Source organism: Streptomyces nanhaiensis, assembly GCF_046614825.1.
GTDB lineage: Bacteria > Actinomycetota > Actinomycetes > Streptomycetales > Streptomycetaceae > Streptomyces > Streptomyces radiopugnans.
In genome coordinates, this window is sequence record NZ_JBKJFM010000107.1 from 1 (window position 1) to 22328 (window position 22328).

Sequence of the window (22328 nt, forward strand, 5' to 3'; positions counted from 1 at the left end):
CGCCGCGCCGGCGGACCCGGCACCGCGGTCCACCGGCGGAAGGGCGGCCAGCCGCGGCAGCAGCTGGGCCGTCAGGAGCGTGGACAGCGCCGAGGTGTCACCGCCACCGGCGCCGTCGGTGCGCACCACGACCGGCCGCGGCGCGCTGCCGGCCAGGGTCGCGCCGACCTCCAGGCGGCGGCGGGCCAGTTCGTACTGGAGGACCGCCCGGTTGTCGCGGTACGCCTGGGCCAGCCGGCGCTGGGCGCGCGCCTCGTTCTCGGCGGCGATCAGACCGCTGCGCCCGCGGGTCTCGATCTCGAACCGCACCCGCTGCGCGTTGGTCTCCTGCTCCTCCAGGAGCTGGGCCACCTCCTCGCGCGCCCGGTTCAGGGCGGCCTTCACCTCGACGATGCGCGCGTCGCGCACCTTCTTCGCCCGTTCGATGTCCATCCGGAGGCTGTCGATGCGGCGCTTGCGGGTCAGGCCCCACTCCTGGTCGTACGCGGCGCGCTCCTTGGCCACCCGCTCACGGGTGGCCAGGTGCTGCTGGTACTGGGCCGGGAGCTGCACGTCGGGGATGTTGCAGCCGGTGATGCGCACCCCGTAGCGGGAGAGCTGGCGGTTGAGCAGCTCCTGCATGTCGGCCACGTCCGAACCCCGCAGGTCGTAGGCCCGTTCGGTGCGCATCCTGCGCGCCCGCTGCCGGATGGCGTCCTGCACCGCGCTGGAGAGCACCAGGTCGAAGTTGCCCGCGCCGATGGTCCGCACGAACAGCACCGCGTCGGTGATGCGGAACTTCAGGAAGAACTCGATCGACCGCAGCGGCACGTTCTCCTGGGTCGGACAGGCCATCACCGGTGCCGAGTAGGGGATCTCTGTGGCGGTGTCCACCACGAACTCCACCCGCGACCACGGGTGCCACAGATAGTGGCGGCCGGGGTCCAGGGTGCGGGTGACCGCTCCGTAGCGGGTCAGGACCCCGTTGGTGCCCTGCTCGATCTCCACGATCGAGGAGCGCCACCACCACAACCCCCCTGCCAGCAGGGCGAGGACGCCCAGGACGTAGGAGAGCGCGGCCAGGGAGCCGCGGGCGGCGCCGGTCAGCCCGTCGGAGTCGCCCGCGGACAGCAGTACGCCGGTCAGCAGCGCGAACACCCCGAACCACAGCGGCAGCAGCCACCACAGCCGGCGGCGGTGGCGGGGGATGATGACCGGGACCAGGGTGCCCGCCTCGCCGCCGCGCAGCAGTTGGGCGATCTCGCTCCAGGGGGCCACCGCCTCGGAGATGACCGACCTGCGGGTGCTGGACACGGCGCTCACTGCGCGCCCTCCTCGGTGTCGTCGGACGCTTCGGTCGCTCCGGGTGCTTCGGGCACTCCGGTCTCCCCGGGTGCCTCAGGTGCTCCGGATGGTCCGGGCTCCCCGCCGGGCGCCGCGGGGTCCGCGGCCTCCAGGCCCCCGGCGGCCGCGGTGCTTCCGGCCGGCACGGTCGGCCGCTCCTCCGCCAGCAGGGCGCGGATCTCCTCCTGGCGCTGTTCGATGCGCTCGGAGACCTCCCGCAGCCGGGTGCGCACGGCGGCCATGTCGTCCTCCGTGAACAGCTCCGTGCCGTGCTCGCCGATCATCTCCCTGGCCAGCCGCAGGAAGTCGACCCCGGCCGTGCCGTCGGCCTCCTCCGCGCCGCCCACCCGCACCAGCTGCGGCAGGTGGTCCGCCACCTGCTCCAGGGTGTCGAGGATCTGCTGCCGGTAGCGGTACTCCAGGATCTCCGGGGCCTCGGCGGCGGTCACCGCGCGGATGTCCAGGGCCTGCGCCTCCAGCAGCGCGGCGTTGGCCTTCGCCTCCGACTCGGCCTGCACGTAGCGCTGCCGGGCCAGCGCCTGGGCCCGGTTGGTCTCCCGCTCCACGGCGGTGTCCATCTGGGCCTGGTACTGGGCGATCTCGGCCTGGATCGCGGAGAACGTCTCCTGGAGGGTGGCCAGTTCCTTGGTGAGGTCGCCCTCGTCCTGCTCCTTGCGGAGCTGGAGCGCGTACTCGTGGGTGTAGGCCTCCTTGGCGACCCGCACCATCTCCGGGGCGGCCAGGTCCATGCGGTAGTTGCGGTCGGAGGGCTCGGCGTGCGTGATGTTGGCGTTGGTCAGCTCCACCGCCGGCTGGAACTGCTGGTTGAGCTGCTCCAGGAGCCGGCCGGTGTCCTCGCCGACCATGTCGTAGATGCCGGCGGCCTCCTGCTCGTAGATCAGGCTGCGGATGGTCTCGCTGACCGCGTTGCTCAGCTTCTCCTCGAAGCCGCGGACCGCGCCGAGGGTGTAGACGAACTCCACCGGGTCGTTGATCCGGAACTGGATGAACAGGTCGATCGACGCCTTCACCCCGCTGCGGGTGGGGGCCTCGCGCACGGGGGCGTTGAACGGGTACTCGCGGGTGGTGTTGAGGATGTACGACACCCGCTTCCACGGGTTCAGCAGGATCACCCGGCCGGGGCCGACCACCTGCTCCAGCTTCCCGAAGCGGGTGATCAGAGCCTGGCAGCCGTCCGGCACCATCACCATGCCCTGCCGCCACCAGACGAAGACCACCGCCGACACCGACAGCACCCAGTAGTGGAGGCCGAAGAGGGGATTGGTCAGCGCGCTGCCGCCCGCGGCGGAGACCACGGAGGAGCCCACCGCGCCCACCACCAGCAGCATGAGCACCGGGAGCATGCTCAGCAGGGAGCGTCCGCGCGGGAGCACCATCGGGCAGATGGCGTGCACCGGCTCGCCGCCCTCGCGCCGCTGCTCGCTGCGGTTGAGCACCTCCCCGGCCTCCGCCAGCGGGACGGTCCGCTGCGTCATCACGGTGGCGATGGAGCCGCCGCCCTGCTCCCGCGCGGCGGGGAAGTCGGCCGGGTCGATGCCGTCCTGCTGGGAGGTTCTGCCCTCGGCGGCCCCGGCGTCCCCGGTGGCCCCGGCGTCTCCACCGTTCCCTGCCCCGCCGCGCCGTCGCCGGCGCAGCTCCTCCTCGGCCACGGCCCGCGGATCGGCCCCCTGGGCGACCGTCTGTGCGGTTCTGCGCATTTCCTGGGTTCGTGCCACGTCTGCCCTTCGCCGTCTCCGGTCGCGTTCGTCCCGTACGGGTGTTCCACTTCATCTCACATCACACGGCCCGCCCGGGGCGGGAACGGGGCCCGATCGTGACCCGGACGGGACCTTCGGCTTCACCCGGCCCGGGCGGCACGTCCGCGCCGGGAGTGCCGCACCGAACCGGCCGGGCGGCCCGGGAGACCCGGGCCGCCCGGCCGGTCCTTCAGCCGCGCCGTCTCAGCCGAGGCGGTCGAACCAGGGACCGCCCCGCTTCACCTTGACGGCCATGTCGACGGTGTACTCGCCCGATCCGTCGCTCTTCTCGTTGACGAGCTGGCACTTGTAGCCCGTGTCCGCGTCGAGGTCGACGACCTCGGCCTCGGGCAGCTCCTCGCAGCGCATTTCATCGCTGTACTGGTGGTTGTCCTCCCAGAGCTTCGCCCTCACGCCCTCGCCGGTCAGCAGGCCCTTGCCCGGCTCCGCGTTGTACTGGATGAAGAAGGACCCCTCCTTGTAGGAGTCGGAGATCGTCACCGTCCAGGGGATCTCCACGTCCGCGTAGGCGATCGTGCACTCGGTGGCGGCCTTCGCCTTCAGGGTGATCTCACCACCCTCGCAGGAGCCGCTGGTGCTCTTCATCACGCCGGCCATCCGCACGGTCCGCTCACGGAGTTCGTGGATCACCTTCTCGGTGAAGTCGGCGTCCCGCTCCGGGGTCGGGCTGATCGTGGGGTTGATGCCCACGGGCTTCTCCGCGGGGGACTCCACCACGACTGGCAGCCGCTCCCCCTCCTCGGCCCGGTCGCTCTTGTCGCTCTTGCTGTTTCCGGCCTCCGCACTGCTCTGCGTGCCGGAACCCCCGTTGCCGTCCTCGCTTCCCCCGCAGCCGACGGTGAGCAGGCCGGCGGCCAGGATCGCTGTGACGGTTCGTATGTGTCGCATGCCCCGTCACCCTAGTGGGAGGGCGACTCGGACCTGGATCCGGCCATCCGGCGGGCGGCGCGGGCGCCGACTCCCCTCCAGGACAGCAACACGGCACCAAGCCCGTACGGCCCGCACGGTGGGTTCCTGCCGCGCCGGCACCTGTGCGGCGCAGCGGGACGGACGGGGGCGCCCGGGGCCCGCTCGCCGGATTCAGGGTGTGAGGACGGTCAGCCGCAGCAGCGCGGCCAGGCCCAGGAGCACGGGGAGCGCGTACCACCACCGGCGCAGGTGCCCGGCCCTCACGAACCCCCGGGCCAGCAGCGCCGAGACGCCGGCGACCAGCAGCGCCGACCCCGCGGCGATGCCGGAGTGCGCGGCGGCGTCCGGTTCCCACGGATTGGCGGTCCCGGACATGTAGGCCAGGAAGACGAGGTAACCCGCCACCGTGTGAGCCAGGAGCAGGAGGACCGCACCTACCGCGGTGTCGCCCGCTCCGTGCATCCCGATTGGTGCGGCGAGGGCAACACCGATCCCGGGCCTACGCAGGAGACGCTGAACTCCGTGCGGACCAGATCAGCCAGGCGGTCGACAAGGCGAGCCAGGCGGACGAGACGATGGCCGCCGTACTGCGGTCCCTCGTCGCAGGGCACCCGTACGACTTCGGCAGCGACAGTTACTCCTCCCTGCGGGAATACCGGGACCAGCAGGGCGTCAAGGAGGCCGAGAAGGCCCTCGAGATGGCGTCCAAGGGATCGTCCATGACGGACGCCGAACTCAAGCGGTTCAACGAGCACGTGGCCGAGAACATGGACAACCCCGCCTTCGCCGAGCGCTTCGCGACCGGCATGGGCGGCAGGGGTTTCCTGGAGTTCTACGCGAACCTCAACGACCCCCGGCAGGGCGGCCCCTTCAGCGACGATCGGATCGAGGAGCTGAAGGAGGCACAGGAGAATCTCAGCGTCGTCCTGGCCGAGGCGTCGCACAGCGACAGTCCCGCCATGCAGGCGTGGAAGAAGGAGGTCATCGAACTCGGGCCCAGGCAACTGGACGTGCCCACGCAGGGCAGCCCGTACGGCTTCCAGGTCATGGGCAACCTGATGCACCACGGCACATACGACAAGGACTTCCTCAACGACTACGGCGACGCCCTGGTCGAGAGGGAGAAGGAGATGGGCCTGCCGAGCCGCCACTGGCAGGGCCTCACCTCCGGGCACACCATCCTCAACCCGGGCAGCACCGACAACGACCTGGGCCTGGACCCGATGACCGGCTTCATGACGGCGCTCAGCCGCAACCCCGAGGCGTCCACCGAGTTCTTCACCTCCACGCACCCGCAGGACAACGCCCAGTACGTGCTCGGGGAACGGGAGGGCTTCCCCGACGGCATCGGGCAGGACCCGCCTTTCGCCGCCCGCGAGGCCATCGGCGACGCGCTCTTCGCGGCGGCCACCGGCATCGACCCTCACGACGACACAGCGGCCTTCGTGCCGCACACGGACCAGCACAGCGCGGTCCTGGAGCGCTCGCTGAAGTACCTGTCGGCGACGGGTGACGACTTCCCGCCGGAGATCCGCGACGACATGGCCAAAGTCCTCGCCAACCACTCGGACACCGTGCACCGGGCGGCCAGCAGCCTCGACCCGTACGAGAGCCCGCTGGACAGGAAGCAACTGCTGGAGGTCAGCAAGCAGGTGTCCCGTGACCAGGAGGCTTACGGAATCCTCAACGAGGGGCTGCTCCGGGAGATGGGCCGGGACATCAACGTGGGCACTCCCGATGACCCGAAGGAGACCCTGCTGCGCGCCGGCCACACGACCGGATTCCTCGAAGAGGCCCGGTACCAGGCTCTGGACACCGACAAGGACGACCCCTCCTGGGACGCCAAGTGGGGCTACCACCTCGTCGGCGGTGCGGCGAACTTCATCCCCGTCGTCGGCGACGCGGCCCAGCGCGGTGTGGACGCGATGGCGTACTCCTGGCAATTGGAGGAGCAGAGGCGCATCGACGATGAGATCAGTCGGGAGAACGGGGAGAACTTCCGAGTGCGCGAGATACAGCTCAAAGCACTGGCGAAACTGTGGGCCGAAGCCAACCCCGATCACCCTGACGCGGGGACGGAATACAGTCTGCAGCACGAGATAGGCGGAGCGGCGTACGACGGGAACAACCGTGCCAAGGGGCTGGCGGGCAAGAATGGGGACTAGCGGAGAACATCACGGGCCGAGGGCAGCGGCGCTGTCCGTCGTCGTTCTGGTGGCGTCCCTGTCCGCGTGCGGCGGCTCGGAGGGCTACACGGTGCCGCAGGAGGTCTGCGGCAGGAAGATAGACCCCGGACTTCTGAGGCCGCTGCTGCCGGAAGGCGAGAAGTTCGAGGCGGAGATGACCCCCATCGGCGACGACATGACGAGATGCCTGCTGTCCGTCGACGGGCGGACGGAACTGGGCATCCGCGAATACCGGGACGGTGGGGAGATCGACGCCATGAAGTTCGCGGCGGAGAATCCCAGCCGTTTCGTCAACCCGAAGAAGGCGTCCTTCGGCGCGGACACGGTCGTCTCGGACGGCATGGTGCTCTCGGTCAACCCGTGCACGTACCAGGGGAAGAAAGGCCACTACATCCTGGACGTCTCCGTCGAGCGCTTCGACGTGTCCGAGCCCGACGGCTGGCGGGCGGAGCTCGAACGCTTCGCCGAGGCGTACCTGCCAGTGGGCATGGAGGAGACGGGCTGCGAGAAGTAGCCGCGGTGCCTGCCGTCGGGCGGCGGAGGGGGCGTTGTACGGCGCCCCTTCGTCGTATGCGGGGCTTCGGCGAGGGGCGGCGCGTAGGCGCCGCCCCTCCAACCGTTCACGGTTTCAGGGACGCGAGCCCGCCGCGTAGGTGGTGAAGGCCGACCATGCGGCAGGGGACACGGACAGCGGCTGCCGCTGCGTGTCCTTGGAGTCCCGGATGAGAACAGTCTCGGGGCGCATGGCCACCTCGACGCAGTCGCCGCCCCCGCCGCCGCTGTAGCTGCTCTTGAACCAGTCCAGTCCAGTAGTGCTCGTAGCGCTCCTCGCATCTGCTTGAGCAGGCCGGCGGATGCCTCTGGGCTGAGAGCCTGCGAGCGCATGTTGCCGTGTTCGTCCTGAAAGCGGTGCCCGACGGCTTCCCCGGCCCGTTCGACCCCGTCGAGCCCGCCGGTTCCGCTGACACCCCAGCCCCGGTGGACGGCGTCTGACACGGCCGGGACCGGACGACGTCCCCGCCGGGCGCCGTCCGGTCCCCTCCCGGCGGCCGGGCGCCGGGAAGGGGCGCGGTCAGGTGTCGCGCAGGCCGGCCTTTTCGTGCAGCCGCCGCAGCGGCCGCGGAGCCCACCAGTTGGCGCGGCCGAGCAGTTTCATGGCGGCGGGCACGAGGACGCCGCGCACCAGGGTGGCGTCCACGATCACCGCCAGGGCCAGCCCGGCGCCCAGGAGTTTGAGCAGGCTCAGCTGGGAGGTCGCGAGCGCGGCCAGGACCGTGGCGACGACCAGGGCGGCCGCGGTGATCAGCCGTCCGGTGCGGTCGATCCCGAAGACCACCGCCCGGGTGTTGTCCCCGGTGGCCAGGTACTCCTCACGGATGCGGGAGAGCAGGAACACGCTGTAGTCCATGGACAGGCCGAACGCCACGCAGAACATCAGCAGCGGCACGGTCACCTCCAGCTGCCCGGTGTGCACGAAGTCGCCCACGAGCCACTTGAGATGGCCGTCCTGGAAGACGTACACCATCGCGCCGAAGGAGGCGGTGAGGCTGAGCACGTTGAGCAGCAGGGCCTTCAGGGGGATCACCAGGCTCCCCGAGAACAGGAAGAGCAGGGCGAACATGCTCAGCGCGATCACCGCGCCGGCCCAGGGGATGCGGTCGCCGAGCGAGGACTTGGTGTCCACCAGGGACGCGGCCTCCCCGCCGACCAGCGCGTGTGACGGGGCGTCGGCAGCGCGTACGGCCCGCACGTGCTCCTCGCCCTCCGCCGAGTTGGGGCCGGCGGAGGAGACCACCGACAGCCAGGTCCCGCCGCCGTCCGCGTAGGCGGCGGAGGCCGGTCCGGGAGGCGCGACACGCCGGCCTCCGGCCCAGCTCCCGGCCGCGCCGTCCACCCGGGCGGTGCCATCGAGGAGGGAGAGGTCGCGGGCGTACCGCTCCAGGTCCCCGCGCCGCTCCCGGGGGTCCAGGTCCGGCAGGACGACCGTCACCGGGGAGGTGGAGGCGCCGTCGAAGTCCTCGCGGATGCTGTCGGAGGCGGCCTGGGCGCTGCTGCCCTCGGGGAGGATCCGGTCGTCGGTGAGGCCGAACCGGGCGTGGCCGAAGGGCAGCGCGAGGAGGAGCAGCAGCACGGTCACGGCTCCGCCGGTCAGCACCGGGCGGCGCATCACCGCGCTCACCAGCCGGTGCCAGAAGCCGGTTCCGCCCTGCCGGGCGCCCGGCAGCCGGCGGCGCAGGCCCGCGAAGACGTCCAGCCGGTCGATGCGGCGGCCGATCAGCGAGAGCACCGCGGGCAGGATCACCAGGGACGCCGCCGCCGCGAGGACCACCACCGCGATCCCGGCGTACGCCAGGGACCGCAGGAAGTACACGGGGAAGACCAGCATCGCGGCGAGCGAGAGGGCCACGGTGAGAGCGGAGAACAGCACCGTGCGCCCGGCGGTGCGCATGCTCTCGGCGATCGCCCCGTGCACGTCCAGTCCCCGGCCGAGTTCCTCGCGGTACCGCGTGACGATGAACAGGCTGTAGTCGACGGCGAGTCCGAAGCCGAGGGCGGTGGTGATGTTCATCGCGAACAGCGACACGTCGGTGAACTCCGCCATCAGGCGCAGCACGGCGAGGGTGCCCACGACCGACACGACGCCCACCAGCATCGGCAGCGACGCGGCGACGAGGGAGCCGAAGGCGGCCAGCAGGATGAGCAGGGTCAGCGGCGCCGCGAGCAGTTCGGCACGGGTCAGGTCCTGCCGGCTCTGCTTCTCCAGCAGGTCGTTGACCGGGGCCCGGCCGGCGGCGGACACGGTGAACGGCCCCTGCTCGCCGGTGACCCGCGGCACCAGGTCCCGCGCCGCCCCGGTGGCCTCGCCCTCGTCACCGGCGAGCTTGACCAGCACCAGGGTGGACTTCCCGTCCTCCGAGCGCATCGAGGGGTCGTGGGTGGTCCAGAACGACCGCGCGGAGACCACGGAGGGCGAGTCGCCCACGCGTTCGGTGAACTCCCTCCCGGCCCTGGCCAGTTCCGGCCGGTCGACGGGGGCTCCGGCATCCAGGAGCAGGACCATGTCGGGCGATCCGGCCCCGAAGCGCTCGGCGAGCACCCTCCCGGCCCGGGCGGACTCGGAGTCGCCGGGCGTGTAGCCGCCGCCGGACAGGTGCTCCGCGACCCCGCCCCCGAACAGCGCGGCGGCCATGGAGAAGGCCGCGACCAGTACGAAGACCGGCACCCTGCGCCTGGCCAGCGACCGGGCGAGGGCCGCGAGCCGGCTGCGCGGCGGTGACGGCGACGGCCCGGTGGTGCCGTGGCCGGGCTGCCGCTGTGCGTACAGAGTCATGGAGATCCCCCGGATGTCTTCGGGGCGGATGCGGGCAGGCCGCCGCTTCCGCCGTGGTCGGACGTGCCGGTGTCGGGCCACCGGACGCCGTGGATGTTCGTTCGGGGTGTCCCGACCCCGGTCCGCGTCCGCCCGCAGCCGCCAGCGTCCGCCCGCGGCCCTCAGCCCTGGCCGACGAGGTGGTGGCGCAGGGAGGAGTGGACCCAGTCGGCCCACTGCCGCGGCGTCCAGCCCCGCTCGGTGACCAGCAGGTGGTACATCTCGGGGCCCAGCAGGCCGTAGCTGATGTCCACGGCGCGGTCGAGGGTGAGGGCCCCGGGCAGCGGGTGCTTCTCCGCCAGGGCCTTCACCAGGTGCCTCTGTACCTCCATGCGCTGCTGCTTGTTGCGCTCCCACAGCGGGGCGACGTCCTCGTTGGAGACCGCCGCGCTGCGCAGCACCTCCAGCAGAGCGCCGACCCGCTCGTAGATCTCGCGGGCACCCGCCACCTGGTGGCGCAGCTGGGCGTCGGGGTCCTCGGCGGCCACGGCTTCCAGCACCCACGGGCGTTCCAGCGTCGGGACCGGCTCGTCGTCCCCGGCGACGCGGACGTCGACGAGTTCCTTGAGGATCGTCTGCTTGTTCCCGAAGTTGAAGTAGACGGTCTGGACCGCGACCCCCGCCTCCCGGGCGATGGAGTCGATCGTCGTGCCGTCGTAGCCGTGGGCGGTGAAGAGCCGGAACGCCGCGTCCAGCATGCGCCTCCTCGTCTCCTGGGCCCGCTGCCGCCTGATACCGGGCTTGGCCTTCACCTTGGCACCGTCCGTTCCCCGTTCCATTCGCTGTAGTGAGTCTCTAGAGTGAGACTACAGTCAATTTCTCGGCACGGCCACAGGGGGGACGCGTATGGACACGCGGTCGGGACGGCGAGCGGGCGACGACCGGACGCCGGGCGGGCCCGGGGGGATGGTGCCTCTGCTCACCGTGAGCATGGGGCTGGCGATGCTCGTGCTCTTCGCGCTCGGCGCGCTGGGGCCGTCACTCCTCGGGGAACTCGGCATCTCGCGCTCCCGGCTGGGCGCGTTGACTGCCCTGGCCTTCGGCACCGCCTCCGTACTGTCGCTCTGCGCGGGCCACTTCACCGACCTCATGGGAGGCCGGCAGGCCCTGGTGGCGCTCCTCGCGACCGTGGCGGCGGCCTTCGCCCTCCTCGCGCTCGGGGGCGACCCCGTCCGGCTGCTCCTGGCGCTGCTGCTCGCCGGGGCCGCGCAGGCGTTCGCCAACCCGGCGACGAACCGGCTGATCGCCGTCCATCTGCCGCCCGGGCGGCGGGCCGCGGCCGTGGGCGTCAAGCAGTCGGGCGTCCAGGTCGGGGCGTTCGCCGCGGGGCTGCTGCTCCCCGCGCTGGCGGCGGCGCTCTCCTGGCGCGCGGCACTGGCCCTGGTGGTCCCGGTGGCGCTGTCCGCCGCGTTCCTGGCCCTGCGGCTCCCGGCCGACCGCCCCCCGGCCGAACGGCGGGCGGGCGAGGGACGGACGGGCGAAGGACGGGCGGGCGGCTTCCTGCCCGGGGCGCCCAACGCCGCCGCCCGCCGGCTCGTCGCCTACTCGTTCGGCGTCGGCGCCGGCCTGGCCTGCCTCAACACCTACCTCCCGCTCTACGCGCACCAGGAACTCGGCATGGGGGAGCGGGCGTCGGGCGCGCTCATCGCGGTGCTCGGAGTGGCGGGCATCGCGGCACGCGTGCTGTGGGCGCGTCTCAGCGGGCGGTTCGCCGACGTCTCCGTCCCGCTGTCGGCCCTGGCGGGAGCCGCCGCGTGCTTCGTCGTCCTGATGCCGGCCGCCGGTGCGCTGACGCCGCTGGTGTGGATCGGGGCCGTCGGCCTGGGAGGGTCGGCGGTGGCGGCCAACGCCGTCTCGATGGTGGCCGTGGTGCGCGGCCCGCGGTTCGGGCCCACCGGGCACGCCTCGGCCCTGGTCTCGGCGGGCTTCTTCGGCGGCTTCGCCGCCGGCCCGCTCGCCTTCGGGGCGCTGGTGGACGGCACGGGCGGCTACGGCGCCGGCTGGACCATGGTCGGCGCCGCCTTCCTGGCCTCCGTCCTGTGCGCGGTGCGCATGCGCGGGGCGGCGCGCTCCTGAGAGGGGGACGCCGTGGGCGTCCCCGGCGGGACTCGAACCTGCGGCCAAGCGCCGGGCAGGCGCCTGCCCGGCCCGTCTGCCCTGTGCCGCAGGTTCGAGTCCTGACCGGTGGGTTGTCGCGCGGCGAACCCCGCCGGCAGCGGTGGTTCGCCGACGGCACCGGACCGCGTGGGTGACGGCCGGCCTGGCCCGCCACCCCGATGGGCGCGGCTACGCCATGTCCTGAACCCGTGAACCATCACCCGGAGCCGTCCAGCTCCTCCCGGAGCCAGTCCGGCCGACAGCGCCCCTGAACCCGCACACGTCGGACACCGCACACGTCGGACACCGCGCACGGCAGTGCACCGGCCGGGGCCCGTCGTGCGGGCCGGCGGGGCCCCCGGTGCACGCGCGGCCGAGCCCCTGTCGGGCGCAGACGGCCGTCCCCGCACCCCTGGAAGCGGGCGAGGAGGCGGGGCGGCAACCGCCCGCCCCGCCTCCTCGCCCACCCGTGTCCGCCGGCTGTCACCACCCGGCCTTGACGGTCTTCGCGATGTGTGCCCGGTCCTCGTCCGACACCCACCAGCCGACCGGCAGGGCGATCTGGCGCTCGGCGACGGCGTCGAGTCCCGGCAGCGGCGCCCGGGAGCCGCGGGTCGCGGTGTAAGCGTCGTTGCGGTGGTGCACCTCGCCGGTGGCGATGTCAGCCTCGGCCAAGCGCCGTGCGAAGGCGTCGCGTCCGTCCACCTTGACCGAGTAGTAACAGAACGACGGGTCGCGGTCGCCGGCGCGCTCGGTCAGCTCCAGGCCGTCCACATCGGACAGTTCGGTGTCGTAGAACGCCGCGTTCTCCCTGTGCCTGGCGAGGAGGTCATCGACGATCTCCAGATTGGCCAGTCCGATGGCCGCGTTGATGTCGTTCATGTTGAACTTGAAACCGTACTCCGGGATGTCGTTCTTGAACCGGGCCGCCCCGCCGTCACGGTCGATGCCGTACCAGCGCAACAGCCGCGCCCGTGCCAGCAGTTCGTCGTCGGGCAGCACGATCAGACCGCCGTCACCGGAGGTCAGGTGCTTGACCGCCTGGAAGCTGTAGACCGCGATGTTTCCGTGCCCGCCGAGAGCCACGCCCCGGTAGGTGGCGCCCCACGCGTCGGCGCAGTCCTCCACGACCCGGGGGCGTACGCCGTGGACGCGTTCCGCCTGGTCGAGCACACGGCGCAGCCGGTCCAGGTCGACGGGGTAGCCACCCCAGTGCACCAGGACGATCGCCCGGGTCGACGGAGTGATCTTCCGGGCCAGGTCGTCCAGGTCCATGTTGAGGGTGGCGGGATCGGTGTCCACCCAGCGGATGCGCATCCCGTTGGCCAGGATGGGCCAGTTGGTCGCGGTGCAGGTCAGCGCCGTCGCCAGGACCTCGCCGTCCCGCCCGGCCTCCGTCGCCACCAGATGCAGGGCCAGGTGCAGTCCCGACGTGGCGCTGTTCACGGTCAGGACCCGGGGATTGTCCAGCCGTTCGGCCAGGGCGCTCTCGAACGCGTCGACCTTCGCGCCCTGCCCGATGTACCCGCTGTCCAGGACGTCACCCACCAGGGCTGCCGCCTTGCCGGACATCGCCACCTTGAAGAGGGGGATCACGCCCGCCACCCCCTCGACTCCCCGCGGGTGCGGCGGAGCCTCACTTGTAGTCACCGTCCGTCTCGACGAAACGGTTGCGCACGAACCACGTGCCGTCGACGCGGACGAGCTCGTCGTCGCAGAGGGTGTGGTGGCGGAAGTGCACCTCGCCGCTCAGCAGGGTTCGGTTCGGGGTCACGTAGACCATGACGTAGCTCTGCGCGCGGACGGTGTCGTCACCGAGCCGCTCCACGGTCAGCTGCCCCATCCAGTGCCGCAGGACGAGCCCCTCGTGCAGGCCGGTCTGCCTCTCGATCGCTTTGACCAGTATGTCCCGGCCGACCAGGGGGTCGGGCATGTCCGCCGCCTGGAACACGCCGTCCGGGGTGAAGGTCCGGGCCCACTGCTCGCCGTCCCCGCGGTCGAGGATCTTGAGCTGAAGGGCGTAGAACTGCTGGATCTCCAGGTACAGGTCGCTCGGGACGAGCGTGGTGGCGAGGTCGTGCGAGTTCATCGTCTCTCCTGGTTGTCGGTGTCTGGGCAGTGGTCAGTTCGCCGCGGTGCGCAGGTGGCCGAGGATCGTGTCGGCCGCGCGCTGGGCACCGCCGGCCTTCCGCATGTGCTCACGCATGTCGTCCAGGTTGGTCCGCACGACGGGGTCGGAGGAGACCGCCAGAACGGCCTCCCGGAGGGACTCGGGGGTGACCTCCTCGGGGCGCAGCACCTGGCCCAGGCGCAGCTCGCCGGTCCGCGCGGCGATCATCTCGGAGTCGCCGTTGTGCGGTACGGAGACGAGGGGAACCCCGGCGTACAGGGCGTTCATGGTGTTGCCGGCGCCGCCGTGGCACACGAACGCGCCCGCGTGCTCCAGCACGGCCTGGAGGGACAGCCAGCTGTGGATCTCGGCGTTGGGCGGCAGTTCGCCCACCGCCTCCAGGTCCACCCCGGGGCCCGCCGCGATGACCACATGCCACGGCAGCCCCTCGAACGCCTTGGCGCACATGGCGAAGAACTCGGGCTGGGTGTTGAAGGTCGTGCCCAGGGAGATCAGGACGACGGGCTTGTCGCTGGACGGCCTCCAAGTCCCCTGCAGGTCGCTCTGCCGCAGCGTGATCCCGGCGAACGTGTACCGGTCCTCGGGGAAGGAGTCGCCCTCGGGCTGGAACTCGCGCGGCATGAAGGAGATGTTGTGCGCGGCGTCCGCCATCAACTCGTCCAGCGGGACGTCCCGCAGCCCGTGCGCGTCGGCGAACGCGCGCAGCTCGCGCGTCAGCTCGCCGAACATCCCCTCGGCGGCCTCCTGGGCGTCGGAGAAGTACTGGCGGGAGATGATGACGGGGTAGAGCTGGATCCCCGGCACGCCGAGCTTGCGTGCCATCACCCGGCCGAGGAACTGCATCGAGATGTCGTAGACCAGGCAGTCCGGCACGTCGTCGCCGAAGTACTCCTCGAGCACCGGTGCGGTGGCGGCCGCCTCCCGGACCGCGCCCAGCAGCACCCGCGCCAGCCAGTCCTCCGCGCCGGTCGGGGCGATGGTCCGGGGGTCGATGACCGAGGTGTAGGGGATGACGTCCGCGCCCGTCGAGGCGATCCGCTCGGCGAAGTCCCCGGCGGCCAGGTAGCTGACCCGGTGGCCGCGCTCGACCAGCTCCTCCACGACGCCCAGCGTCGGGGTGACGTGGCCCGCGGCGGGGATGTTCAGGAAAGCGATGTGTTTTCTCACGTGGTTCCAGCTCCTGGAGTCGTCGGCTTGCTCGGGGATACCGGCCGCGTCACGCACGCGACCCTGACAGTGCCTCGGCACGGAGGTCCGCGTAGGAGGGCAGTACGCCCAGGGCCTCCGTCTGCGCCAGCGTCGGCGCGGTGCGGTCCTTGTCGGACAGGACGACGTCGTCCATGGCGGGCCACGGCAGGGCGAGGCGCGGGTCCAGCGGGTCGATCGATATCGCCTTCCCCGGGGTGTAGACGCGGTCGCACAGGTAGGTGACCACCGCCGTCTCGCTGACCGCCGCGAACCCGTGCCCGAACCCCGCGGGGATGTACACGGCGCGCCGCCGGACGTCGTCCAGCGGAACGGCGACGGACGCGCCGTACGTCGGGGAGCCGACCCGGACGTCCACCACCATGTCGACGATCGACCCGCTCACACAGGTGACGTACTTCGCCTCTCCCGGCGGGGCGGCGGTCAGGTGGATCCCGCGGATCGTGCCGCGCCGCGAGACCGAGCAGTTGACCTGCGCCACTTCCATGGGGTGCCCGGCCGCCGCGTGCAGCTTCTCGCCGACGAACAGTTCCACGAACGCCCCGCGCGCGTCGCCGTGCACCTTCGGCTCCACGAGGTGGACACCGTCCAGGCCGAGCTCTTCGAAGATCATCAGGTTCCCTTTCTCAGCCGACGGCGCCGACACCGGCGCCGGCCGGGACCTTGTTCTGGATCTCCACTCCCGCGGCGTCCGGCAGTCCCACCAGGTACTCGCCGTAGCCGCTGGGCATGAGCGGCTTCGCCAGCTCGCGGAGCCGGTCGCTGTCTATGAACCCGCGGCGCCAGGCCACCTCCTCGACGCAGCCGATCTTCTGGCCCTGCCGCTCCTCGACCACCCGCACGAACTCCGACGCCTGGACCAGCGAGGCGAACGTCCCGGTGTCGAGCCACACGGTGCCCCGGTCGAGCACGGTGACGTTGAGTTCGCCCCTGCGCAGATACGCCTGGTTCACCTCGGTTATCTCCAGTTCGCCGCGCAGGCTGGGCCGCAGCGAACGGGCGATGCCGACGGCCCGGTTGTCGTAGAAATAGAGACCGGGCACCACGTACCGCGATTTCGGGTGCGCGGGCTTTTCCTCGATGGAGCGGACCCGTCCTTCGAGATCGAAGTCCAGGACACCGAAATCGCTTGGATTGGCCACCGGATAGGCGAAGATGTGCCCGCCGTCCGGAGAGGTGTGGGTCCTCAGCTGATCGCCGAGACCGACCCCGTGGAAGATGTTGTCGCCGAGGATCAGCGCCACCGGCTCGTCCGCGATGAAGTCCTCGCCGATCAGAAGGGCCTGGGCGATGCCTCCGGGAGCGGGCTGGGTCGCGTACCCGATGCTCAGGCCCAGGTGCGAGCCGTCGCCCAGCAGCCGCTCGAAGGAGCTCCGGTCGGACGGCGTGGTGACGACGAGGATGTCCCGTATACCCGCCAGCATCAGGGTGGACAGCGGGTAGTAGATCATCGGTTTGTCGAAGACCGGCATGAGCTGCTTCGACATGGCTTGGGTGATCGGCCACAGGCGGGAGCCGGTTCCGCCGGCCAGAATTATGCCTCGCATGCTTCGGAAGCTAGTGAAGCCGCCTATAGGGACTGTCGAGGCCGGGTGGGCCCGGACCGCGTCGCCCCGGGGCCGCGGGGGCGGGCAGCCGCAACCGCGCAGGCCCGCCCGGGAGAACCGGACGGGCCTGCGCGGCGGCCTGGAGGAGGACCGTCAGATGTTCCCCTTGCCGCCGGGCACCGTGCGGGGCACCGCTGCGGCCGCCGCCAGGCTCAGCACGAGCAGCACCGCGGTCGCCAGGAAGGCGACCCCGTAACCGGAGGCGAACGCGTGGACATCGGGGGGACCGCCGTCGGCCACCTGCGCCGTACGCAACTGGGCCAGGGCGACCATGACCGCGAGGCCGGCCGCACCTCCCAGCGCCTGGGAGGTGTTCAGCACCCCCGAGGCCAGCCCCTGCTTGTCCTCCGGCACCCCCTCCGTCGCCGCAGCGGCCACGGAGGTCACCAGGATGCCGAGCCCCAGACCGAACAGCAGGCTGGGCCCCAGCAGGTCGGCGATGTAGGAGGCGTTCTCGTCGGCCGTCGACTGCCACAACAGTCCGGCGATCATGGGCAGAAGCCCCACCAGCATCAGCGGACGCGGACCCGTCTTCGGCCCCACGACCGAGGAGGCGGCCGCGCCCGCGAACGCGCAGAGCGTCAGCGGCAGGAAGACCAGCCCCGTCCGTATGGCGCTGTAGTGCAGCACCGACTGGTACAGCAGCGTCAGGAAGTAGAAGGCCGTGGGCAGGGCCGCCCCCAGCGCCAGCATCGTGACATTGGCCGCCCACACCGAGCGGTTGCGGAACAGACTCAGCTCCATCAGGGGCTGTGCCGCCCACTTCGCCTGGTCCAGCACGAACACCGCCAGCAGCACCGCGCCGGCGACCAGCGATGCGACGATGCGGGCCGAACCCCAGCCGTAGTGCTGCCCCTCGGCGAGACCGTAGACGAGCGCGGCGATCCCCAAGGTGACCGACAGCGAGCCCAGCACGTCGAGCTTCGCGCCCCCGCGGGTGCCGGTGCGCCCGGTGGCGGCCACCGACACCACCGCCATCCCCACGATCAGCAGGCACAGTGGCACGTTGATGAGGAAGACCCAGCGCCACGACAGCCATTGGACGATCGCGCCGCCGCTGAGCACGCCGATCGCGCCGCCGCTGCCCGAGGCGGCGCCCCACAGGGCGAGCGCCTTGGCCCGCTCCACAGGCTGGGTGAACGTCGAGCTGAGCACCGCCAGCGAGGCGGACGCCATGATCGCGCCGCCGAAGCCCTGGCCCGCACGGCCGACCACCAGGGCCCCCGCGTTCGGTGCGATACCGCCCACGAGGCTGAACACCGTGAACACCGCGAGGCCGACCAGCAGCATGCGCCGGCCGCCCAGCAGGTCCACCATGCGTCCGGCCAGCAGCAGGAATCCGGCGAACGGAATCAGGTAGCCGTTGTACACCCAGGTCAGGCTGCCCGGTGTGAAGCGCAGCTCCTCCTGGATGGACGGGATGGCGACGTTCACGATCGACGCGTCGAGGATCACCGTCAACTGGGCGAGGCAGCACACCGCGAGGACGAATCCGGTCCGGCGTGGCTTGACCGGCGCCGCCGTCGTCATCTGGTCGATCATCGGGGAAGACTCCTTCCCGGGAACCGCTCGGTGCCGGCCATCAGGAGATCTTGACGAGCACGTTGCCCTTGTAGGCACCGCGCAGCAGGTTGATGAGCGCCTCGGGCGCGGCCTCCACGCCGCCCTCCACCACGGTGTGGGGCAGCACGATCTTCCCCTCCTGGAGCCACTGCGCGAAGTGCTGGTTCCACGCCTGGATCTGCTCCGGCGTGTGGTAGGTGGAGAACGGCTTGATGACGATCTGCCGGATGATCCCGGTCATGATGTCCAGGCGGGGGAACGCCCCCTGCGCGTCACCGGTCTGAGCGGAGACCGCGCCCCCGAGCGCGAACCGGGCACCCTGCGCCGCCACCTGCACGGCGGCCTCGAACTGCTCACCGCCGACCAGGTCGAAGAACACGTCGATCCCGTCGGGAGCCAGCTTGGCGAGCTGCTCGGCCACCGGGCCGTCCTTGTAGTTGAACGCGGCGTCGTAGCCGAGCACCTCGGTCAGGTAGGCCACCTTCTCGGCGCTGCCGGCCGAGCCGATGACCAGCTTGGCCCCTCTGGCCTTGGCGATCTGGCCGGCCAGCGAACCGACGCCGCCCGCCGCGTTCGACACGAAGACCACGTCACCCTCGCCGACCTCCGCGACGTCGGCCATGCCGTGGTACGCCGTGATGCCCTGGTTCAGGAAGTACTCCAGACCCGGGTACCAGGAGGGCTCGACCTTGAAGTACTGGCCGGCGGGCCCGGTGGAGTACTCGGTCCAGCCGTCCAGGTGCTGGACGGTGTCGCCCACGGCCAGGTCGGGGCTGTCCGAGGCCACGACCACGCCGATCGCGCCGCCCCACGGCCGCTCGCCGACCTTGTAGCCGGGCATCATGGGCAGCCCGGGGTCCTCGGCCATCAAGTCCCGCATCACGGCGGTCACCTGGAGATACCGGTTGTGCACCACCACATTGCCGGCCGTGGGCGCGGCGGCCTCCACCTCGGCGACCTCGAAGTCCTCCATCGACGGCTGGTCGGTGACATAGCGCGCCAGGCGCACTTCCTTGCCGGTCTTCGGCAGAGTCTGGGCAGTCATGGGTAATCCCCTTCGGTTCATTTCTTCATTCATTTCGATGCGGCTGGGACCCGCACGGCCGGACGGCCGCGTCACGGCATTCGAGGATCCCCCGGACAGGGCCTGAAATCCGGTCAGTCCCTCACCCGTTCCACCAGGACATGTTTTCCCGGTACCACTCGACCGTGTCCTTGAGGCCCGTGTCGAACGGCTGCTCAGGGGCGAAGCCCAGTTCCCCTCGGATCTTGGTCATGTCCAGGGAGTACCGCTGGTCATGACCGGGGCGGTCGGCGACCCGTTCGACCATCTCCCAGTCGGCCCCGCAACTCTCCAGTAGGTGCGCGGTCAGTTCCCTGTTGGTCAGTTCCGTGCCGCCACCGACGTTGTAGACCTCGCCGGCCCGGCCACCGCGCAGCACCAGGTGGATGGCCACGCAGTGGTCCGCGACGTGGAGCCACTCGCGGACGTTGGAACCCTCCCCGTACAGCGGGACACGGCGGCCCCGCAGAAGGTTCGTGACGAAGCGCGGTATGACCTTCTCCGGATTCTGGTACGGACCGTAGTTGTTCGAGCACCGGGTGATCACGGCGTCCAGGCCGTGGGTCCTGTGCGCGGCCAGCACCAGCAGATCGGAGGCGGCCTTGGACGCCGCGTAGGGCGAGTTGGGCGCAAGTGGCTGCTCTTCGGTCCACGAGCCGACCGGGATCGATCCGTAGACCTCGTCGGTGGACACATGCACGAAACGCCCGACGCCGTGCCGGCGGGCGGCGTCCAGCAGCACCTGCGTGCCGAGCACATTGGTCGACACGAAGTCACGGGCGTCCTCGATGGACCGGTCCACGTGCGACTCGGCGGCGAAGTGAACGATCGCATCGTGCCCGCGCACCGCCTCGTCGACCAGCTCCGCGACGCGGATGTCACCGTGGAGGAACGAGAACCCGGGATGCCCGGCGACCGGTGCGAGGTTCCTCAGGTCGCCGCCGTGGCCGAGCACATCGAGCACGGTGACCCGGGCACCGCCCTCAGGGGTCCCCGGAAGCCTGCCGGACAACAGGGCCCTGACGTACTGCGATCCGATGAAGCCCGCGCCACCGGTGACGAATATCCGCATGCGACGGATGGTAGGAAAGCGGGCTTGAGGCCGGGTCGAGCCGTAACGGTGGACGAGGCCGGCCGGACCGACCCGTGGTCCGAACCTCTGTCCCGGCCGCGACCCGGGGTCCTCGGACCGGGGGCCGCAGGGACCGCATAGGCCGCAGGGACCGCAGGGTATTCGGTGCGATGCCCGATCGAGGCCGCGCCGCGACCGCGCCCACGGCCCGGCCCGGCCCGGAGGAGCAGGGCCGGGCGTCGGGCCCTCCGCACGCTGCCCGCGGCCGGGGCAGCGCGTGCCGGTGTTCGTGGGAAGCGCCGATCCGCGCCGGGCCGCCGTCCGGTGGAGCAAGCCGCCACGCCGGGATGCAACCGGGGCGGCACGCCGTGCGAACCGGCAGACGGCGTCTTCGGCGCGACGGAAGCGGCGACGTTCACGATGAGGTGGCCACGGGGGCGTCCGGGACGTCCCCCGGGCGGGGTAGGGCGGATGCGGCCGAGGGCGGTGCGGGACTCCGTGCGGGTGGGGCCCCGCACCGCCCTCAGGCATCGCTCGGCAGGGGCGTTCCGGGTGCGTCCGGGTGAGGGGCGGGCACCCGTGGAGGCCCGGTGCCGACCGGACCCCCGCGCCTTCCGCCGAAGCGGCGCACGCCTGGGTTCCGGGAGGGTCGGACACGCTACGACCAGGCAAAACGCGGCTCGCCTGACGTGACGTCAGTGGCGCCCCCGGCAGGACTCGAACCTGCGGCCAAGCGCTTAGAAGGCGCCTGCTCTATCCACTGAGCTACGGGGGCTCAAGCGGTCGCGGACGGACGGCGGAGCGCCCCCGGGTGACCTTGCCGCGACAAGGATAGGGGCCCGGGTGCATCCTCCCGGTTGCTTCACGTCCGCGACACCCTGTGGAGGTTCAGTGAAGCGGTCCCGATAATCGCAGGCGAGTACGAATCATGCACCGGTTTGAGCGCCCGGTGGGGCGGGTGTTGTGCAGTCGTTATGCCCTCCGCCTCCGATGCGGCGCGGGCCACAGGGGTCAAAACACCCTGTTCTAGCCCTAATGCACTTCAAAAACCATTCGAAATTGGGCATTCTGCGCATGTGGCGATCTTGGAAGCTAGGACCGAACTGCTCGACGCGCTCACCACGCTGCGTGACCGCGTCGCCGCAGCCCGCTTTCCGCTGCCGCTGCCCGGGGCCGAGCGCGCCCGCCGTTCCCGCAGCGAACTGCTCGCCCAGCTCGACGACTACCTGGTGCCCAGGCTGCGCGCCCCCGAGGCGCCGCTGCTCGCCGTCGTCGGAGGCTCCACCGGAGCAGGGAAGTCCACCCTGGTCAACTCGCTCGTCGGGCGCCGGGTCAGCGACGCGGGGGTGCTGCGGCCCACCACGCGCACACCCGTGCTCGTCTGCCACCCCGCCGACCAGCACTGGTTCGCCGGGCCCCGCGTACTGCCCCGGCTGAGACGGGTCTGGACGCCGCGGCGGGACGACTGCCGGGCCGCGGAGGACGGGCCGGCCGCCGTCCACGACGACGACCACGCGGCCGACGACGCCGACGCCCCGCCCGCCCTCGCCGTGGAGACCGCCGAGGCCGTGCCCGTCGGGCTCGCCCTGCTGGACTCGCCCGACATCGACTCCCTGGTGACCGCCAACCGCGAACTGGCCGCCGAGCTGTTCTGCGCCGCCGACGTCTGGATCGTGGTCACCACCGCCTCCCGCTACGCCGACGCGATCCCCTGGCACCTGCTGCGCAGCGCCCGCGAGTACGACGTGACCCTGGCCACCGTGCTGGACCGGGTGCCCCACCAGGTCGCCGAGGAGGTCTCCCGCCATTACGCCGCCCTGCTGGAGCGGGCCGGCCTCGGAGACGTGCCCTGCTTCACCGTTCCCGAACTGCCCGAGTCCGCGCGCGGCGGCTCCGGGCTGCTGCCCGCCACGGCCGTGGCCGAACTGCGCGACTGGCTGCTCCACCACGCCGGGGACCCCGCCGCCCGCGCGGTCGCCGCCGGCCGGACCGCCGCCGGGGCCCTGGTCTCGCTGCGCTCCCG

Annotated in this window: 19 protein-coding genes and 1 tRNA gene; 4 read left to right on the plus strand and 16 right to left on the minus strand. The window is 71.5% G+C overall.

The window, feature by feature from the left end; all coding sequences use genetic code 11:
• From ACLIYP_RS21035 to ACLIYP_RS21050, 4 genes are all read right to left on the minus strand, one after another.
• On the minus strand, positions 1–1302 hold a 1302-nt coding region (locus tag ACLIYP_RS21035; RefSeq protein WP_412714679.1), incomplete at its 3' end, for an SPFH domain-containing protein.
• Positions 1299–3041 carry an SPFH domain-containing protein gene (locus ACLIYP_RS21040; protein ID WP_412714680.1) on the minus strand — a complete coding sequence of 581 codons (1743 nt, stop codon included), beginning with the start codon at positions 3039–3041 and terminating at the stop codon, positions 1299–1301. The genes ACLIYP_RS21035 and ACLIYP_RS21040, both read right to left, overlap by 4 nt.
• Before the next feature lie 243 nt (positions 3042–3284).
• Entirely contained in the window at positions 3285–3989 is a 705-nt protein-coding gene (locus ACLIYP_RS21045) for a hypothetical protein (RefSeq protein WP_412714681.1), read from the minus strand.
• 192 nt (positions 3990–4181) lie between these two features.
• Positions 4182–4415, minus strand: coding sequence for a hypothetical protein (locus ACLIYP_RS21050; RefSeq protein ID WP_412714682.1), 234 nt, complete (start codon positions 4413–4415; stop codon positions 4182–4184).
• Between the two features lie 170 nt (positions 4416–4585).
• Between ACLIYP_RS21050 and ACLIYP_RS21055 the strand changes: the two genes are divergently transcribed.
• Both ACLIYP_RS21055 and ACLIYP_RS21060 read left to right on the plus strand, forming a co-directional pair.
• Positions 4586–6175 carry a hypothetical protein gene (locus ACLIYP_RS21055; RefSeq protein ID WP_412714683.1) on the plus strand — a complete coding sequence of 530 codons (1590 nt, stop codon included), beginning with the start codon at positions 4586–4588 and terminating at the stop codon, positions 6173–6175.
• A gap of 49 nt (positions 6176–6224) precedes the next feature.
• Entirely contained in the window at positions 6225–6710 is a 486-nt protein-coding gene (locus ACLIYP_RS21060; protein WP_412714684.1) for a hypothetical protein, read from the plus strand.
• Between the two features lie 114 nt (positions 6711–6824).
• Here ACLIYP_RS21060 and ACLIYP_RS21065 read toward each other — a convergent pair whose 3' ends face one another.
• The 3 genes from ACLIYP_RS21065 to ACLIYP_RS21075 all read right to left on the minus strand — a co-directional run bounded on the left by ACLIYP_RS21065 (position 6825) and on the right by ACLIYP_RS21075 (position 10345).
• Positions 6825–7052, minus strand: coding sequence for a DUF397 domain-containing protein (locus ACLIYP_RS21065; RefSeq protein ID WP_412714695.1), 228 nt, complete (start codon positions 7050–7052; stop codon positions 6825–6827).
• 216 nt (positions 7053–7268) lie between these two features.
• A complete protein-coding gene (locus tag ACLIYP_RS21070; RefSeq protein WP_412714685.1) occupies positions 7269–9527 on the minus strand; it encodes an MMPL family transporter in 2259 nt (752 codons plus the stop codon).
• 161 nt (positions 9528–9688) lie between these two features.
• Positions 9689–10345, minus strand: a complete 657-nt coding sequence (locus ACLIYP_RS21075; protein WP_412714686.1) for a TetR/AcrR family transcriptional regulator — start codon at positions 10343–10345, stop codon at positions 9689–9691.
• 151 nt (positions 10346–10496) lie between these two features.
• On the opposite strand from ACLIYP_RS21075, the gene ACLIYP_RS21080 reads away from it, so the two are divergent.
• Positions 10497–11642: an MFS transporter gene (locus tag ACLIYP_RS21080; protein ID WP_412714696.1), complete on the plus strand. Its 1146-nt coding sequence runs from the start codon at positions 10497–10499 to the stop codon at positions 11640–11642.
• Positions 11643–12146: 504 nt separating this feature from the next.
• Here ACLIYP_RS21080 and ACLIYP_RS21085 read toward each other — a convergent pair.
• From ACLIYP_RS21085 to ACLIYP_RS21125, 9 genes are all read right to left on the minus strand, one after another.
• Entirely contained in the window at positions 12147–13268 is a 1122-nt protein-coding gene (locus ACLIYP_RS21085; protein ID WP_412714687.1) for a DegT/DnrJ/EryC1/StrS family aminotransferase, read from the minus strand.
• 31 nt (positions 13269–13299) lie between these two features.
• Entirely contained in the window at positions 13300–13752 is a 453-nt protein-coding gene (locus ACLIYP_RS21090) for a nuclear transport factor 2 family protein (protein ID WP_412714688.1), read from the minus strand.
• 33 nt (positions 13753–13785) lie between these two features.
• Complete coding sequence (locus tag ACLIYP_RS21095; RefSeq protein WP_412714689.1) at positions 13786–14961, minus strand: macrolide family glycosyltransferase; 1176 nt, start codon at positions 14959–14961, stop codon at positions 13786–13788.
• Positions 14962–15010: 49 nt separating this feature from the next.
• A complete protein-coding gene (locus ACLIYP_RS21100; RefSeq protein WP_412714690.1) occupies positions 15011–15613 on the minus strand; it encodes a dTDP-4-dehydrorhamnose 3,5-epimerase family protein in 603 nt (200 codons plus the stop codon).
• Positions 15614–15626: 13 nt separating this feature from the next.
• Entirely contained in the window at positions 15627–16547 is a 921-nt protein-coding gene (gene rfbA / locus ACLIYP_RS21105) for a glucose-1-phosphate thymidylyltransferase RfbA (RefSeq protein ID WP_412714691.1), read from the minus strand.
• Positions 16548–16700: 153 nt separating this feature from the next.
• Positions 16701–18149: an MFS transporter gene (locus tag ACLIYP_RS21110; protein ID WP_412714692.1), complete on the minus strand. Its 1449-nt coding sequence runs from the start codon at positions 18147–18149 to the stop codon at positions 16701–16703.
• Positions 18150–18189: 40 nt separating this feature from the next.
• Entirely contained in the window at positions 18190–19215 is a 1026-nt protein-coding gene (locus ACLIYP_RS21115) for a zinc-binding dehydrogenase (protein WP_412714693.1), read from the minus strand.
• 121 nt (positions 19216–19336) lie between these two features.
• Entirely contained in the window at positions 19337–20305 is a 969-nt protein-coding gene (rfbB, locus tag ACLIYP_RS21120) for a dTDP-glucose 4,6-dehydratase (protein WP_412714694.1), read from the minus strand.
• Between the two features lie 699 nt (positions 20306–21004).
• Positions 21005–21080, minus strand: a tRNA-Arg gene (locus ACLIYP_RS21125).
• A 310-nt stretch (positions 21081–21390) separates the two neighbouring features.
• Between ACLIYP_RS21125 and ACLIYP_RS21130 the strand changes: the two genes are divergently transcribed.
• Positions 21391–22328 (plus strand): GTPase domain-containing protein (locus ACLIYP_RS21130; protein ID WP_412714697.1); only part of this gene is annotated, 938 nt, incomplete at its 3' end.